This window comes from Streptomyces sp. BI87, from assembly GCF_025957665.1.
GTDB lineage: Bacteria > Actinomycetota > Actinomycetes > Streptomycetales > Streptomycetaceae > Streptomyces > Streptomyces albidoflavus.
The window spans coordinates 374928-390452 of sequence record NZ_CP110079.1; the positions used below are offsets into that span (position 1 = coordinate 374928).

Consider the following 15525-nt stretch of genomic DNA (forward strand, 5'->3'; position numbering starts at 1 on the left):
GACGTGAAGCAGAACGGGACACCGCAGACCGAAGCCCCCCGCCCCGTCGACGTGCTCGTGGCCGGCGCGGGGCAGGCGGGCCTGTCGGCCGCGTACCACCTGCGCCGGTCCGGGATGGAGCCGGTCCAGGGGCCGGGAGGCTTCGTGGTGCTCGACCACGCGCCGCGCCCGGGCGGGGCGTGGCAGTTCCGCTGGCCGACGCTGACCTACGGGCGGGTGCACGGCATGCACGCCCTGCCCGGCATGGAGCTGACGGGCGCGGACGACGCACGGCCCTCCTCCGAGGTGATCGGCGCGTACTTCCGCGCGTACGAGGAGAGGTTCGGACTGCGCGTGCGCCGTCCCGTGGACGTGCGGGCCGTGCGGGAGGGCGAGGGTGGCCGGCTGCGGGTGGAGACCTCGGACGGGGTGTGGGCGCCGCGGGCCCTGATCAGTGCGACGGGTACCTGGGACCGGCCGTTCTGGCCGCGCTACCCCGGGCAGGAGGGGTTCCGGGGGCGGCAGCTGCACACGGCGGGCTATCCGGGGCCGGAGGCGTTCGCCGGGCAGCGGGTGCTGGTGGTGGGCGGTGGCACCTCTGCGGTGCAGCACCTGCTGGAGATCGCCCCGGTCGCCGCGGCCACCGCCTGGGCGACCCGCCGGCCGCCGGAGTTCCACGAGGGCCCCTTCGACGAGGACCAGGGCCGGCAGGCGGTGGCGCGGGTCGACGAGCGGGTACGGCAGGGGCTGCCGCCGCGCAGCGTGGTCTCGGTGACGGGACTGCCGATGAACGAGGCGATCCGCAGGGGCATGGCGGACGGGACGCTGGCCCGGCGCCCGATGTTCGAGCGGCTCACCCCCGAGGGAGCCGTGTGGGCGGACGGGACGGTCTTCGAGGCCGACGTGGTGCTGTGGGCGACGGGTTTCCGGGCGGCGGTGGACCATCTGGCGCCGCTGAGACTGCGCGAGCCCGGCGGCGGCATCCAGGTCGAGGGGACACGGGTGGTCCGTGATCCCCGTGTCCACCTGGTCGGCTACGGCCCCTCGGCCAGCACCATCGGCGCCAACCGGGCGGGCCGGGCGGCGGTCCGGGAGATACGCGCGCTGCTGGCACGGGAGCCGGTCACGGTCTGAGCGGGCCCGGCCCGACCCTGCCGCTCAGCCCTCGCCCTCTGCGGCGCGCTCACGGTTGAACTCCTCGACGTGGGCGCGGTGTTCGGCGTAGTCCTCGCTGAAGCGGGTGTCGCCCGGGCGTACCGTCACGAAGTACAGCCAGTCGCCGGCGGGCGGGTCGAGAGCGGCGCGCAGCGCCTGTTCGCCCGGGTTGCCGATGGGGGTGGGCGGCAGGCCCGGGCGCTGGTAGGTGTTGTACGGGCTGTCGGTGCGGGTGTCCTCGTGCGTGGTGTCGAGGCTGGTGCGGCCGAGCGCGTAGTTGAGGGTGGAGTCCATCTCCAGGGCGCGGTCCTGGTCGAGGCGGTTGTGGATGACGCGGGCGACCTTGCCCATGTCGGCGGGGGTGTCGGCCTCGGCCTGGACGATGCTGGCCAGGGTGACGGCCTGGTAGGCGGAGAGGCCGAGCCGCCGGGCGCCGGCGTCGAGCCCGGCCTCGCGGAACCGCTCGTCGGCGGTGTCGGCCATGAAGGCCAGCAGGGTGGCGGGGGTGGTGGACTCGTCGAGGGGATACGTGGCGGGGAAGAGGTATCCCTCGGGGTTGCCGTCGGCCGCGGCGGGGAGGGCGAGGCGGGTGTCCTTCGCCGCCTGCCGGGTGGTGCCCTCTGTGAGGCCGAGAGCCTGGTCGGCCAGGGCGTAGACCTGGGTGGCGCGGCGGCCCTCGGGGACCGTCAGGGAACCCAGGTCGCGAGGGCTCTCCCCGTCGGGGCGGAGCAGGACCACGGCGCCCGCGACGGCCACGGCGGCGAACAGGCCGGCGGTGAGCAGGGCGAGCCGGCCCCGTCCGGTGAGGCGGGTGCTCCGTCGGCGGGGGGCGTGCGGCATGGGGCGCACGCTATCCCGCCGAGGTGCTCAATTCGGGCATGTCGCCGAGGACGGGGGTGGCGGCCGCGGGGCGAGCGTCCTTGCGGACGAGTGCCGTGTACAGGCCGTCCTGGGCGAGGAGGCTCCGGTGGGTGCCGCGTTCGGCGATGCGGCCGTGGTCGAGGACGACGATCTGGTCGGCGTCGCGGACGGTGGAGAGGCGGTGGGCGATGGTGAGGGTGGTGCGGTCGGCGGAGAGGGCGTCGATCGCCTCCTGCACGGCCTGTTCGGTGCGGGTGTCCAGGGCGCTGGTCGCCTCGTCCAGGACGAGGACGGGCGGGTCGCGCAGGATGGTACGGGCGATGGCCAGGCGCTGTTTCTCGCCACCGGAGAAGCGGTGTCCGCGCTCGCCGACCACCGTGTCGTACCCCTCGGGCAGGGCGGCGATGTGGTCGTGGATCTGGGCGGCGCGGGCGGCCGCGACCAGTTCCGCGTCGGTGGCCTCGGGCTTGGCGAAGCGGAGGTTGTCGGCGACCGAGGCGTGGAAGAGGTAGGTCTCCTGGGAGACGACCCCGACCGCGCGGGCGAGCGTGGCGAAGTCCAGGTCGCGTACGTCGACGCCGTCGAGGGTGACGCGCCCTGCGGTGACGTCGTAGAGACGGGGGACGAGGTGGCTGAGGGTGCTCTTGCCGGAGCCGGTCTCGCCGACGACCGCCAGGGAGGTGCCGGCCGGGACGTCGAGGTCGATGCCGGAGAGCACGGGGTGCTCCTGTCCTGCGTAGCCGAAGTCGACGTTCTCGAAGCGGAGCTCGCCGTGGATCTTCTCCAGGCGGACCGGCTTGTCGGGCTCGGTGATGTCGATCTCAAGGTCCAGGTATTCGAAGATCCGCTGGAAGAGGGCGAGGGAGGTCTGTACCTGCACGCCGGTGGTGAGCAGGCTGACCGTGGGGCGGAAGAGACCCTGCTGGAGGGAGACGAAGGCGACCAGGGTGCCCAGCGATATCCCGGGCCCCTGGACGTGCTGGGAGAGGCCGGCGGCCCAGTAGATGAGGGCGGGCATCGCGGCCATCACGACGCTGATGACCGACATCCGCCAGCGGCCGGCCATGCTGGAGCGGACCTCCAGGTCGACCAGGCGGTCGGACTCCTCGCGGAAGGTGCGGGTGAGGGAGTCGCCGCGGCCCATCGTGCGGCCCAGCAGGATGCCGCTGACGGAGAGGGACTCCGTGACGGTGGCGGCCATGGCGGCCATCTGCTTCTGCCGGTCGGTGGCGATGCGCTTGCGCTCGCGGCCGACCCGGCGGCTGATCCAGACGAAGACCGGGAGGAGCAGCAGCGAGACCACGGTCAGCCGCCAGTCCAGGGCGAGCATGGCGACGACGGTGGCGATGACGCTGGTGAGGTTGGAGACCAGCGAGGTGGCCGTCGAGGTGACGGTGGCCTGCATCCCGCCGATGTCGTTGGAGATCCGGGACTGGATCTCGCCGGTGCGGGTGCGGGTGAAGAAGGCCAGCGACATGCTCTGGAGCCGGGCGTAGACGGCGGTGCGCAGGTCGTGCATGACGCGCTGGCCGACGGTGGTGGAGATGAGGGTCTGGAGCACGCCGAAGACGCTGGTCATGACGGCGGCGGCGATCATGCCCAGCGCGAGCAGGCTCAGCAGGCCGGTGCGCTGCTCGGGGATGGCGGTGTCGAGGATCTCGCGGAGCAGGAAGGGCGTGGTGACCGAGACCAGCGAGGCGGCGGCCACGAGCAGGCCGACCAGCGCCAGCCGTCCTCGGTACGGACGGAAGAGGCGGACGATCCGGCGGACCTGGCGCGGCTGCTCCGGCTCGTCGGCGTTCTTGGGCGGTGGGGTCCAGGTGGGGGACGGTTCGGGACGCATGGGCTCCTTCGAGGGGCGGGGTGAGGGGTGCCGGCGGGGCGCGCGGGCGCGCACCTCGCGGGGCAACGCAGACCATAGCTCATTGTTACCTATGTACACAATGAACCAGGTCCTGTTAATGTTCCCGCATGGATTCACCCGACCCCGACGGCGTCCTCGCCGAGCAGCTGCTGCGCCTCACCCGCCGGCTGCACCGGCTCCAGCGCCGCCAGCTGGAGCCGCTCGGCATCACCCCCGCCCAGGCCCGCCTGCTGCGCACGGTCGCCGTCTGCGAGCGGCCGCCGCGGATGGCCGACCTCGCCCAGCGCCTCGAAGTGGTCCCCCGCGCGGTCACCAGCCTGGTCGACGGCCTGGAGGAGGCGGACCGGGTGCGCCGGGTGCCCGATCCGGAGAGCCGCCGGGTGGTCCGGATCGAGCTGACCGAGGGCGGGCGCGAGGCGCTGCGCGCCATGCGCAGCGCGCGCCGGGGCGCGGTGGAGGAGATCCTGACCCCACTGACCGCCGAGCAGCGGTCGGTACTCGGCGGCCTGCTGTCGACCCTGGTGGACAGCCCCGGCCGCCCCACCGAAACCGCTCCCCCGCCGGAGGAAAGCGGCTGAGGCGGGCGGGCGGCGCTCTCGCGCGGGGGCGTCGTCCCGTGCCGCGACGACGTCCGAGGAGCCACCATGCCGCTGCTGGAACCCGACCCCGGGGCGCTGCGTCCCGACGTCCGCCCCGAGGACGCCTCACCCGACCGGGTGATCGACGCCAGCGCGGGCGGCACTCCCGAGCCGCTCCGCGGTGACCTGCTCGCCCTCCTCGGCCCCGAGAAGGTCCTCACCCACCTCTCCGACCTGGTCCGTTACGCCTCGGACGCCAGCCCGTACCGCTTCCTGCCGCGCGTCGTGGTGCTCCCCGAAACCACGGCCGAGGTGGCGGCGGTCATGGCCTACGCCCGCGAGCACGGCCGGGAGGTGGTCTTCCGCGCCGCCGGCACCTCGCTCAACGGCCAGGCGCAGGGCGAGGACATCCTGGTCGACGTGCGCCGCCACTGGGTGGGGATCGAGGTGCTGGACGAAGGCCGGCGGGCCCGGATCGCCCCGGGCACCACGATCCTGCGGGCCAACACCACGCTCGCCCGGCACGGCCGGGTGCTCGGCCCCGACCCGGCCAGCGCCATCGCCTGCACCGTGGGCGGCGTGGTCGCCAACAACGCCTCGGGCATGACGGCCGGCACCACCCGCAACTCCTACCGCACGGTGGCCTCGCTGACGGTGGTCCTGCCCACCGGCACCGTCGTGGACACGGCGGCGCCCGACGCGGACGAACGGCTCGCCGCCGCCGAGCCGGAGCTCTGTGCGGGACTGCTGGCGCTCAAGCGCGAGATCGAGGACGACGCGGAGCTGACGGCACGCGTCCGGGCCAAGTACACGCTGAAGAACACCAACGGCTACCGGCTCGACGCCTTCCTCGACGGGGCGACGCCGGTGGAGATCCTGCGAGGGCTGATGGTCGGCTCGGAGGGGACCTTCGGCTTCCTCTCCGAGATCGTTTTCGACACCCTTCCGCTGGACCGCGAGGTCCTGACCGGGCTGTTCTTCTTCCCCTCGCTGCCCGCCGCGGCCGCCGCGGTCCCGCTCTTCAACGAGGCGGGCGCGCTCGCCGTCGAGCTGATGGACGGCAACACGCTGCGCGCCTCCGTCAGTGTGGAGGGCGTGCCGGCCGACTGGGCGCACCTGCCGGGGACCACCACCGCGCTGCTGGTGGAGTTCCGGGCGCCCGACGAGGAGCGGCTGGCCGCCCTCGAAGCGGCGGCCGAGGCGGTGCTCCCCCGGCTCACCCTGGTCAGCCCGGTCCCCTCGGTGACCAACACCTTCACCCGCGACCCGGGCACCATCGCCTCGTACTGGAAGGCGCGGAAGGCGTTCGTGACGGCGGTCGGGGGCTCGCGGCCCTCGGGGACGACGCTGATCACCGAGGACTTCGCGGTGCCGCCGGACCGGCTGGCGGAGGCGTGCGAGGCGCTGCTGGAGCTCCAGACCCGGCACGGCTTCGACGCGGCCGTCGCCGGTCACGCCGCCCACGGCAACCTCCACTTCCTGCTCGCCTTCGACGCCGGGCGCCCCTCGGACGTCGCGCGGTACGCGGCCTTCATGGACGCGTTCTGCCGGATGACCGTCGAGCGGTTCGACGGCTCGCTCAAGGCCGAGCACGCCACCGGGCGGAACATCGCCCCCTTCCTGGAGCTGGAGTGGGGCCCGCGGGCCACCGGGCTGATGTGGCGGGTCAAGCAGCTGATCGACCCGGCCGGGGTGCTCGCCCCGAGGATCGTCCTGGACCGGGACCCCGAGGCGCACCTGCGCGGCCTGAAGTCCATCCCGACGGTCGAGCCCGTCGCCGACCCCTGCATCGAGTGCGGCTTCTGCGAGCCGACCTGCCCGAGCAACGACCTCACCACCACGCCGCGTCAGCGGATCGTGCTGCGCCGGGAGATGATGCGCCAGCCCTCCGGCTCGCCCGTCGAGGCGAGGCTGCTGGAGGCGTACGGCTACGACGCGGTGGACACCTGCGCCGGGGACTCCACCTGCAAACTGGCCTGCCCGGTGGGGATCGACACCGGGGCGATGATGAAGGCGTTCCGGCACCGGCGGCACTCGGCCCGCGAGGAGCGGGTGGCGACACTGACCGCCGAGCACTTCCGGGTGGTGGAGGCCGGGGCCCGGCTCGCCGTGGCGGCCGCGGCGAAGATCGACGACCGACTGCTGTCGGCCGTCACCCGGGGGCTGCGGAAAGTGGTCCGCCCGGACCTGATGCCGGAGTGGCTGCCCGCCGTGCCCGGACCCGCCAAGCACCGGCTGCCCGACACCTCGCGGTTCGACGCCCGGGCCGTGTACTACCCGGCCTGCGTCAACCGGATCTTCGGCGGACCCGAGGGCCACTCCGGGCCGAGCCTGGCCGAGGCCGTGGTCGCCGTCTCCGCCCGCGCGGGCAAGCCGGTGTGGATCCCGCGCGACGTACGGGGCACCTGCTGCGCCACCATCTGGCACTCCAAGGGGTACGAGCAGGCCGACGCCGTGATGGCCAACCGCATCGTCGAGGCCGCCTGGGGCTGGACCGACGGCGGCCGGTTGCCGCTGGTGGTCGACGCCTCCTCGTGCACCCTCGGCATCGCCCACGAGGTGGTCCCGTACCTCACCCCCGCCAACCGGGAGCTGCATCGGGAACTGACGGTGGTCGACTCCCTGGTGTGGGCGGCCGAGGAGCTGTTGCCCGAGCTGGAGATCCTGCGGACGGTCGGCTCGGCCGTGGTCCACCCGACCTGTTCGATGGAGCACCTGCGCGACGTCCCGCAGCTGATGGCCCTCGCCGAAGCCTGCGCGGACGAGGTGCTGCTCCCCGACTCCGCGCACTGCTGCGGCTTCGCGGGCGACCGCGGCCTGCTCCACCGGGAGCTGACCGAGTCGGCGACGGCCCGCGAGGCGGCCGAGGTGACGGCCCGTGAGTGGGACGCGTACCTGAGCGCCAACCGCATGTGCGAGATCGGCATGGACCACGCCACCGGCCGGACGTACCGCTCCGCGCTGCTGGAGCTGGAGCGGGCGACCCGGCCCGGGTACGGGTGAGGAGAGGGCGGGTCCTCAGGCGCGCAGGGACGCCTTGTCGCCCATCACCACCACCGGGTGCCGGTCCGGTTCGAGGGTGCGCAGGAGATGGCGCATGCCCTGCTCGGAGAGGCTGACGCAGCCGGAGGTCCCGCTGCCGTGGTCCATGTGGAGCCAGATGCTGCCGCCCTTCGACTGGCCCTCGGGGCGGGTCGGGTCGTTGGGCGGGGTGCCCTTGACGCGGTTGTAGTCGATGGCGATGACCAGGTCGAAGTCGTGCCAGTGCGACTCGGCCCAGGTGCGGGGTGCGGCGAAGGCGTCGCTGCGGGTGTACGGCAGACCGCCGGGCCCGGGGTCGGCGAGGACGCCGCCGGCGTCGGTGAGGGTGAAGACGCCGACGGGGCTGCGCTTGTCGTCCTCGTGGTGGTCGGGCGTCCACCCCTTCTTGCCGTTGTGGGCGGGCCAGTCGGCCCGCTTCTTCCAGCCGTCGCCGTCCTTGGTGTAGAGGACGACGGTGGCGGTGGCGCGGTCGGCGCCGTCGCCGTAGACGGCGACCACCTGCCGGGTGTCGTCGGGGATCTGCTCCCGGAAGCGCTCGGAGATGCCGGGCAGTCCTCCCGGATCGGCCGAGGAGGCCCGGGCGTCGGGCTGCCGCGCCTCCCCCTTCGGCTCGGGGGCCGCGCCGCCGGAGCCGCACGAGGTGAGCAGGAGGGCCGCGGCGGCGGTGGCGAGCACGCTGCGGAACACGGTCGGGCGAATCGCGGTCGGGCGCATGGCTTCCATGGTCGCACCGGCCTCGCACGCGCGGACGACGCCCCGGTCGGCGGGCTCCGGCGCGTGCGCCGGGCGTGCGGCCGAAAGCCGTCCGGAGCGGCCGTTTAATCGGTTGCCGCTCCGGTCGCGGCAGGCGAGGCTGTCACGGTTTGCTCCTGCTGAACCGACTTCTGCTCCTGCTCCACCGAGTCCTGGGACGTCATGCAGATCCGCGACCTTCCGTTCACCGATCCGGGCGACCCCGACACGCGCTCCGGACCCCGTTTCCTCTTCTGGCTCGGACGTATGCAGCTCAGAGGCCAGCTCAAGTCGCTCGGCTGGGGGTTGCTGCACTTCCTCTCCATCGCGGCTCTGCCCTACGGGGTCGGGATCGCCGTGGAGGCGGTGGTGGCGGGCGAGAGCGGCGGGCTGGCGGTGGCCGGCGGGGTGCTGGCGGTCTTCGGGATCGGCGTCGCCGTTGGCGACCTGATGCTCCATCGCACCTCGGTGACCAACTGGATCACGGCGGCGGCCCGGGTCCAGCAGCTGCTGGCGCGCCGCACCGCCGTGCTGGGGGCGGCGCTGACCCGGCGGGTCGCCGCCGGTGAAGTGGTGGCCGTCTCCACCGGCGACGTCGAGAAGATCGGGTGGTTCGTGGAGGCGCTCTCCCGGTTCACGGCGGCCGCCGTCACCGTCCTGGCGGTCTGCGCCGCCCTCTTCGTCTACCAGCCCGCCCTGGGCGCGGTGGTGGCGGTCGGCGTACCGGTGCTGGCCCTCGCGGTGCTGCCGCTGCTGCCGCCCGCCACCCGGCGCGCCGACCACCAGCGGGAGAAGGCCGGGCGCGCCACGGAGCTGGCCTCCGACACGGTCGCCGGGCTGCGGGTGCTGCGGGGGATCGGCGGCGAGCAGCTCTTCCTCGGCCGTTACCGCGACGCCTCCCAGGAGGTCCGGCACGCGGCGGTGCGCAGCGCCCGGATGTGGGCGCTGATCTCGGCGGTGCAGGTGCTGCTGCCGGGGCTGCTGCTGGTGGGCGTGGTCTGGTACGGCGTGCATCTGGCGCAGCTGGGCCGGATCAGCGTGGGCGAACTGGTCACGGTCTACAGCGCGGTGATGCTGCTGGCCTACCCGCTGCGCCACTTCGAGGAGATCGCCATGGCCTACTCCTTCTCGCGGCCCTCGGCGCAGCGCGCGGCGCGGGTGCTGGGGCTGCGGCGGGAGGACGCCGGGGCGGACGGGTCAGTGGCCGGGTCGGAGGTTGTGGTGCCGCGCGGTGACCTGTACGACCCGGCGACGGGCCTGCTGGCCCCTGCGGGCGTGTTCACCGCGGTGGTCTGCGGGGACCCGAACCTGGCGGGCCGCCTGGCCGAGCGGCTGGGCGGGCACGCGCCACGCGACGAGGGCGAGGCGCCGGTGCCCTCGGCACTGCTGGGCGGCGCCGCCCTGGACGAGCTGCCGCTGGCGGCGGTCCGGGCAGCGGTGCTGGTGCAGGACAAGGACCCGGTGCTGCTCTCGGGGACCCTCGCCGAACTGCTCGACGTGCCCTGCTCGGGCCGGGTCTCCGGCGAGGAGGCGCTGACGGCGGCGTACTGCGGGGACGTGCTGGAGGCGCTGGCGCAGGCCTCGGCCGAGCCGGACGGCGACCCGACGCGGACCCGGATCACCGAGCGGGGCAGGTCGCTCTCCGGCGGCCAGCGGCAACGGCTGGCGCTGGCCCGGTCGCTGGTGGCCGACCCGCCCGTACTGGTGCTGGACGAGCCGACGTCGGCGGTGGACGCGCACACCGAGTCGCGGATCGCCGGACGGCTGCGGACGGCCCGGGCCGGGCGCACCACGGTGGTGCTGACCTCCTCGCCGCTGCTGCTGGACGGCGCCGAGCGGGTGGTGCTGATCGACGGGGACGCGGCGGTGGCCGTCGGCACCCATCAGGAACTGCTCCACAGCGACCCGCGGTACCGCGCCGTGGTGACCCGGGAGACCGAGGCGGAGCAGGAAGCCCGCGAGGACCGGGACGAGATCGAGGAGAAGGCATGATCGGGCTGGCACCCCCCGCCTACGACCCGGCGGCGCCCACCGAGGCGACGAAACTCCCGGTGGCGGGCACGGCCACGGTCCGGGCGTACATCGCCGACCTGGCGCGGCGGCACCGTAAGGCGTTCCTGCTGCTGGTGACGGTCAACGCGGTCGCGGTGATCGCCTCCATGGCCGGTCCGTACCTGCTGGGCTCGCTGGTCGAGGACGTCTCGGCGGGCGCCGAGGACGTCCCGCTGGTCCGCACGATGCTGCTGTTCACCGGGGCCCTGGTGGTGCAGGCGTTCTTCATCCACCGGGTCCGGCTGCGTGGCGCGATGCTCGGCGAGGAGGTCCTGGCCGATCTGCGGGAGGACTTCCTGGTCCGCTCGGTGGAGCTGCCGCCGGGCGTGCTGGAGCGGGCCGGGACCGGCGACCTGCTCTCCCGCATCACCACCGACGTCGACCGGCTCGCCGACGCGCTGCGCGAGGCGGTGCCGCAACTGGCGATCGGCTTGGTGTGGATCTTGCTGCTGCTGGGCGGCCTCACGGTGACGGCGCCGACGCTGGCCCCCGTGGTGCTGATCGCCCTGCCGGCGCTGCTGCTGATCTGCCGGTGGTACTTCCGGCGGGCCCCGGCGGCGTACCGGTCGGAGGCGGCCGGGTACGCGGCGGTGGCCTCGGCGCTGACCGAGACGGTCGACGCGGGCCGCACGGTGGAGTCGCTGCGGCTGGGCCCGGAGCGGATCGCGCTGTCGGACCGCCGGATCTCCGAGTGGACCGGATGGGAGCGCTACACCCTGTGGCTGCGCTCGGTCCTCTTCCCGGTGGTCTCCCTCACCCATGTCCTGGTGCTCGCCTCGGTCCTGCTGATCGGCGGTTTCTACGTGCTCCAGGGCTGGATCGGCGTCGGCCAGCTCACCACGGCGGCGCTCATCTCCCAGATGCTGGTCGAACCGGTCGGCATCGTGCTGCGCTGGTACGACGAGCTCCAGGTGGCGCAGGTGTCGCTGGCCCGTCTGGTCGGGGTGCGCGAGGTGGAGCCCGAGGCGGGCGACTCCGACGAGCGGCCCGAGGGGCGCGCGGTGCGGGCCGACGACGTCCACTTCGGCTACCGGACGGGGGTGGACGTACTGCGGCAGGTGACGCTGGCGGTGGAGCCGGGGACCCGGGTGGCGCTGGTGGGTCCCTCGGGCGCCGGCAAGTCGACGCTGGGCCGGCTGCTCGCGGGCATCTACGGACCGCGCACGGGGCGGCTCACCCTCGGCGGCGCCGAGCTGGCCCGGATGCCCGCCGAGGAGGTCCGCTCCCACGTGGCGCTGGTCAACCAGGAGCACCACGTCTTCGTCGGCTCGCTGCGGGACAATCTGCGCCTCGCCCGGACGGACGCCGGGGACGAGGAGCTGTGGGAGGCGCTGGCGGCGGTCGACGCGGACGGCTGGGGCCGGGCGCTGGACGACGGGCTGGACACCGAGGTCGGGTCGGGCGCGCTGGCGCTCACCCCGGCCCAGGCCCAGCAGGTGGCCCTGGCCCGGCTGGTGCTGGCCGATCCGCACACGCTGGTGCTGGACGAGGCGACCTCGCTGCTCGACCCGCGGGCCGCGCGCCACCTGGAACGTTCGCTGGCGCGGGTGCTGGAGGGCCGGACGGTGGTGGCGATCGCGCACCGGCTGCACACGGCGCACGACGCGGATCTGATCGCCGTGGTGGAAGGCGGCCGGATCACCGAGCTGGGCCCGCACGACCAGCTGGTGGCGGCCGATGGCGCGTACGCGGCGCTCTGGCGCTCCTGGCACGGGTGAGACGGACGGCCCCTTGCTCCGCGGAGCAGGGGGCCCGTGGTCAGACGAGGTTGAGGGCGGCGACCCCGCCTATGCCGCCGAGGAGCATGAAGGCGGGCATCAGCACCTTGATCTCCACCCAGCTGCCGGCCTTGAACCGCATGGCCTTGGGCGGGCCGACCGGGTACCAGCGGCGGCGGCCGATGGGGATGGGCCACAGGATCGGGCAGCCGGAGACGGTCAGGGCGTCGCCGATGTCGTGCACGAGGGCGCCGAGGACGATCGGCAGGCCTAGCCACAGGTACTCCTGGCCGGGCTGGGTGAAGAGCCAGCCCGCGCCGTTGCCCGGCTCGTCCAGGATGCCGGCGAGGATCCATGCTCCGGCGGCGCCCAGCAGCCAGACCAGGACGTCGCTGGAGACCCGTGCCTGCCGCCAGAGCAGGCCCTCGACGGCGAGGACCATGTGGACGAAGAGGAGGGCGAGCACGGCCCACCGGCCGCCGATCACGGCGGCGGCCGAGGAGCCGGCGCCGATCAGCACGGCCCAGACCCAGGTGTGGGTGAGGGTGCGGTGGCCGCCGTTGCGCCGGGGGTCGCCCTTGCCCCGGGTGGCCTTGTAGACGGCGGCCGAGAGCCGGTCGATGATCTCGCAGAGGCCACGGGATATGGGGCCGAAGGCGCGCGAGATCGTCGCGGACTTGTGGTCGAGGTCGGGGGCGAGGGCGGCGCCCGCGCAGATGAGCGCGCCGGTGACCAGTACCGGCCACGGCATGGTGTGGCCCATCGCGGTGGCGAGCGCTCCCACGCCCAGCCAGGCCGCTGCTCCCGACAGTGAGTGCGCCGGTCCCATCATGGCTGTGTCCCGCCCCTTGTTTCCGCTGTCCGTGTGTCGTCCCGTGGGCAGGGGTCGCGTCGGATCGCTTCTGTTCGCTGCCCAGTTGGCGGTTCACCTTAGCGTCGATGATCTTCGCACGGTCGTCCGATTCCGTGATCGGTACGGAAGGAAGGCAAGATGGGGGCGTGACCCTTATCGATCAGCTGCCGCCGGACGCCGACCCCGATGCCCTCTTCGACGCCTTCTCGTCCTGGGTCGAGGAACGGGGCATCACCCTCTATCCGGCTCAGGAGGAGGCGCTGATCGAGGTGGTCTCCGGGGCCAACGTGATCCTGTCCACGCCGACCGGCTCGGGGAAGAGCCTGGTCGCGGCGGGCGCGCACTTCGCCGCGCTGGCCCAGGACAAGGTGACGTTCTACACCGCGCCGATCAAGGCGCTGGTCTCGGAGAAGTTCTTCGACCTCTGCAAGATGTTCGGCACCGAGAACGTCGGCATGCTCACCGGTGACGCCTCGGTCAACGCCGACGCCCCCGTGATCTGCTGCACCGCCGAGGTGCTCGCCTCGATCGCGCTGCGGGACGGGCGCGCCGCCGACGTCGGCCAGGTCGTGATGGACGAGTTCCACTTCTACGCGGAGCAGGACCGGGGCTGGGCCTGGCAGATCCCGCTGCTGGAGCTGCCGCAGGCGCAGTTCGTGCTGATGTCGGCGACCCTCGGCGACGTCGCCATGTTCGAGAAGGACCTGACGCGCCGCACCGGCCGCCCCACCTCGGTGGTCCGCTCGGCGACCCGCCCGGTCCCGCTGTCGTACGAGTACCGGACGACCCCGCTCACCGAGACCCTGACCGAGCTGCTCGACACCCGCCAGGCGCCGGTCTACATCGTGCACTTCACGCAGGCCCAGGCGGTGGAGCGGGCGCAGGCGCTGATGAGCATCAACATGTGCACGCGCGAGGAGAAGGACCGCATCGCCGAGCTGATCGGCAACTTCCGCTTCACCACCAAGTTCGGCCGCAACCTCTCCCGGTACGTCCGGCACGGCATCGGCGTGCACCACGCGGGGATGCTGCCGAAGTACCGGCGGCTGGTGGAGCGGCTGGCCCAGGCCGGGCTGCTGAAGGTGATCTGCGGGACGGACACGCTCGGCGTCGGCGTCAACGTCCCGATCCGTACGGTGCTGTTCACCGCGCTCACCAAGTACGACGGCACCCGGGTGCGGGTGCTGCGCAACCGTGAGTTCCACCAGATCGCGGGCCGTGCGGGCCGGGCCGGTTTCGACACCGCCGGGCTGGTGGTGGCGCAGGCGCCGGAGCACGTGGTGGAGAACGAGAAGGCGCTGGCCAAGGCCGGTGACGACCCGAAGAAGCGGCGCAAGGTGGTCCGCAAGAAGGCGCCCGAGGGGTTCGTCGCCTGGTCGGAGCAGACCTTCGAGAAGCTGATCGCCTCCGAGCCGGAGCCGCTGACCTCGCGCTTCCGGGTCACCCACACGATGCTGCTGTCGGTCATCGCCCGGCCGGGCAACGCCTTCGAGGCGATGCGTCACCTGCTGGAGGACAACCACGAGCCGCGCAAGCAGCAGCTGCGCCACATCCGGCGGGCCATCGCCATCTACCGCTCGCTGCTCGACGGCGGCATCGTGGAGAAGCTGGACGAGCCGGACGCCGAGGGCCGCATCGTCCGGCTCACCGTCGACCTCCAACAGGACTTCGCCCTCAACCAGCCGCTCTCCACCTTCGCGCTGGCCGCCTTCGACCTACTCGACCCCGAGTCGCCCTCGTACGCGCTGGACATGGTCTCGGTGGTCGAGTCGACGCTGGACGACCCGCGCCAGATCCTGCACGCGCAGCAGAACAAGGCGCGCGGCGAGGCGGTGGCGGCGATGAAGGCCGACGGGGTGGAGTACGAGGACCGGATGGAGCGGCTCCAGGAGATCTCGCACCCCAAGCCGCTGGAGGAACTGCTCTTCCACGCCTACGACACCTACCGGCAGAGCCACCCCTGGGTCGGCGACCACCCGCTGTCGCCGAAGTCGGTCATCCGCGACATGTACGAACGGGCGCTCTCCTTCACGGAGTACGTCTCCTTCTACGAGCTGGCGCGGACCGAGGGCATCGTGCTGCGCTACCTGGCCAGTGCCTACAAGGCGCTGGAGCACACCGTCCCCGACGACCTGAAGTCGGAGGACCTGGAGGACCTGACGGCGTGGCTGGGCGAGCTGGTGCGCCAGGTCGACTCCAGCCTGCTCGACGAGTGGGAGCAGCTCGCCAACCCGGAGGACATGACGGCGGACGAGGCCCGCGAGAAGGCCGACCAGGTGAAGCCGGTGACGGCCAACGCCCGCGCCTTCCGGGTGCTGGTGCGCAACGCCATGTTCCGCCGCGTGGAGCTGGCCGCCCTGGACAACGTCGCGGAGCTGGGCGAGCTGGACGGCGACGCCGGGTGGACCGCCGAACGGTGGGGCGAGGCGATGGACGCGTACTGGGACGAGTACGACGACCTCGGTACGGGTCCCGACGCGCGCGGTCCCAAGCTGCTGCTGATCGAGGAGCGGCCCGAGGACGAGCTGTGGCGGGTCCGGCAGACCTTCGAGGACCCCAGCGGCGACCGCGACTGGGGCATCAGCGCCGAGGTCGACCTGGCCGCCTCCGACGCGGAGGGCCGGGCCGTGGTCCGGGTCACCGACGTCGGCCGGCTGTAGGGCGGGGCGGATCGGGCCGAGTGGACACGGG

The 15525-nt window shown here is 73.3% G+C and carries 10 protein-coding genes; 6 read left to right on the forward strand and 4 right to left on the reverse strand.

Annotated elements, in window-relative coordinates; translation table 11 throughout:
- The first annotated feature begins 3 nt into the window (after positions 1–3).
- Positions 4–1113: an NAD(P)/FAD-dependent oxidoreductase gene (locus tag OIM89_RS01580; RefSeq protein ID WP_264490902.1), complete on the forward strand. Its 1110-nt coding sequence runs from the start codon at positions 4–6 to the stop codon at positions 1111–1113.
- 24 nt (positions 1114–1137) lie between these two features.
- Here OIM89_RS01580 and mltG read toward each other — a convergent pair whose 3' ends face one another.
- Both mltG and OIM89_RS01590 read right to left on the reverse strand, forming a co-directional pair.
- A complete protein-coding gene (mltG, locus tag OIM89_RS01585; protein WP_264490903.1) occupies positions 1138–1974 on the reverse strand; it encodes an endolytic transglycosylase MltG in 837 nt (278 codons plus the stop codon).
- Positions 1975–1984: 10 nt separating this feature from the next.
- Positions 1985–3838 carry an ABC transporter ATP-binding protein gene (locus OIM89_RS01590; protein WP_264490904.1) on the reverse strand — a complete coding sequence of 618 codons (1854 nt, stop codon included), beginning with the start codon at positions 3836–3838 and terminating at the stop codon, positions 1985–1987.
- Positions 3839–3966: 128 nt separating this feature from the next.
- Here OIM89_RS01590 and OIM89_RS01595 point away from each other — a divergent pair, with 128 nt between their 5' ends.
- Together OIM89_RS01595 and OIM89_RS01600 are read left to right on the forward strand one after the other, a co-directional pair.
- Positions 3967–4437 (forward strand): MarR family winged helix-turn-helix transcriptional regulator, encoded by a 471-nt coding sequence (locus tag OIM89_RS01595; RefSeq protein WP_047466725.1) that lies wholly within the window; start codon positions 3967–3969, stop codon positions 4435–4437.
- A 66-nt stretch (positions 4438–4503) separates the two neighbouring features.
- Positions 4504–7440: an FAD-binding and (Fe-S)-binding domain-containing protein gene (locus OIM89_RS01600; protein ID WP_264490905.1), complete on the forward strand. Its 2937-nt coding sequence runs from the start codon at positions 4504–4506 to the stop codon at positions 7438–7440.
- Positions 7441–7455: 15 nt separating this feature from the next.
- On the opposite strand, the gene OIM89_RS01605 is transcribed toward OIM89_RS01600, so the two are convergent.
- The gene (locus OIM89_RS01605) at positions 7456–8193 is read right to left on the reverse strand and encodes a L,D-transpeptidase family protein (protein WP_047466723.1); all 738 of its coding nucleotides are present in this window, start codon (positions 8191–8193) and stop codon (positions 7456–7458) included.
- 201 nt (positions 8194–8394) lie between these two features.
- Here OIM89_RS01605 and OIM89_RS01610 point away from each other — a divergent pair, with 201 nt between their 5' ends.
- Together OIM89_RS01610 and OIM89_RS01615 are read left to right on the forward strand one after the other, a co-directional pair.
- Positions 8395–10203 (forward strand): ABC transporter transmembrane domain-containing protein, encoded by a 1809-nt coding sequence (locus OIM89_RS01610; RefSeq protein WP_264490906.1) that lies wholly within the window; start codon positions 8395–8397, stop codon positions 10201–10203.
- Entirely contained in the window at positions 10200–11981 is a 1782-nt protein-coding gene (locus tag OIM89_RS01615; protein WP_217467542.1) for an ABC transporter ATP-binding protein, read from the forward strand. The genes OIM89_RS01610 and OIM89_RS01615 overlap by 4 nt, the downstream gene beginning before the upstream one ends.
- 40 nt (positions 11982–12021) lie before the next feature.
- On the opposite strand, the gene OIM89_RS01620 is transcribed toward OIM89_RS01615, so the two are convergent.
- Positions 12022–12813, reverse strand: a complete 792-nt coding sequence (locus OIM89_RS01620) for a metal-dependent hydrolase (protein ID WP_047466718.1) — start codon at positions 12811–12813, stop codon at positions 12022–12024.
- A 107-nt stretch (positions 12814–12920) separates the two neighbouring features.
- On the opposite strand from OIM89_RS01620, the gene OIM89_RS01625 reads away from it, so the two are divergent.
- Positions 12921–15494 carry a DEAD/DEAH box helicase gene (locus OIM89_RS01625; protein WP_078951605.1) on the forward strand — a complete coding sequence of 858 codons (2574 nt, stop codon included), beginning with the start codon at positions 12921–12923 and terminating at the stop codon, positions 15492–15494.
- The last annotated feature ends 31 nt before the right edge of the window (positions 15495–15525 follow it).

What these genes read in the sequence shown, in the direction of transcription:
- mltG (WP_264490903.1), bottom strand. Translation starts at nt 1,974, where the DNA reads ATGCCGCACGCCCCCCGCCGACGGAGCACCCGCCTCACCGGACGGGGC.
- OIM89_RS01590 (WP_264490904.1), bottom strand. Translation starts at nt 3,838, where the DNA reads ATGCGTCCCGAACCGTCCCCCACCTGGACCCCACCGCCCAAGAACGCC.
- OIM89_RS01595 (WP_047466725.1), top strand. Translation starts at nt 3,967, where the DNA reads ATGGATTCACCCGACCCCGACGGCGTCCTCGCCGAGCAGCTGCTGCGC.
- OIM89_RS01600 (WP_264490905.1), top strand. Translation starts at nt 4,504, where the DNA reads ATGCCGCTGCTGGAACCCGACCCCGGGGCGCTGCGTCCCGACGTCCGC.
- OIM89_RS01605 (WP_047466723.1), bottom strand. Translation starts at nt 8,193, where the DNA reads ATGCGCCCGACCGCGATTCGCCCGACCGTGTTCCGCAGCGTGCTCGCC.
- OIM89_RS01610 (WP_264490906.1), top strand. Translation starts at nt 8,395, where the DNA reads ATGCAGATCCGCGACCTTCCGTTCACCGATCCGGGCGACCCCGACACG.
- OIM89_RS01615 (WP_217467542.1), top strand. Translation starts at nt 10,200, where the DNA reads ATGATCGGGCTGGCACCCCCCGCCTACGACCCGGCGGCGCCCACCGAG.
- OIM89_RS01620 (WP_047466718.1), bottom strand. Translation starts at nt 12,813, where the DNA reads ATGATGGGACCGGCGCACTCACTGTCGGGAGCAGCGGCCTGGCTGGGC.
- OIM89_RS01625 (WP_078951605.1), top strand. Translation starts at nt 12,921, where the DNA reads ATGATCTTCGCACGGTCGTCCGATTCCGTGATCGGTACGGAAGGAAGG.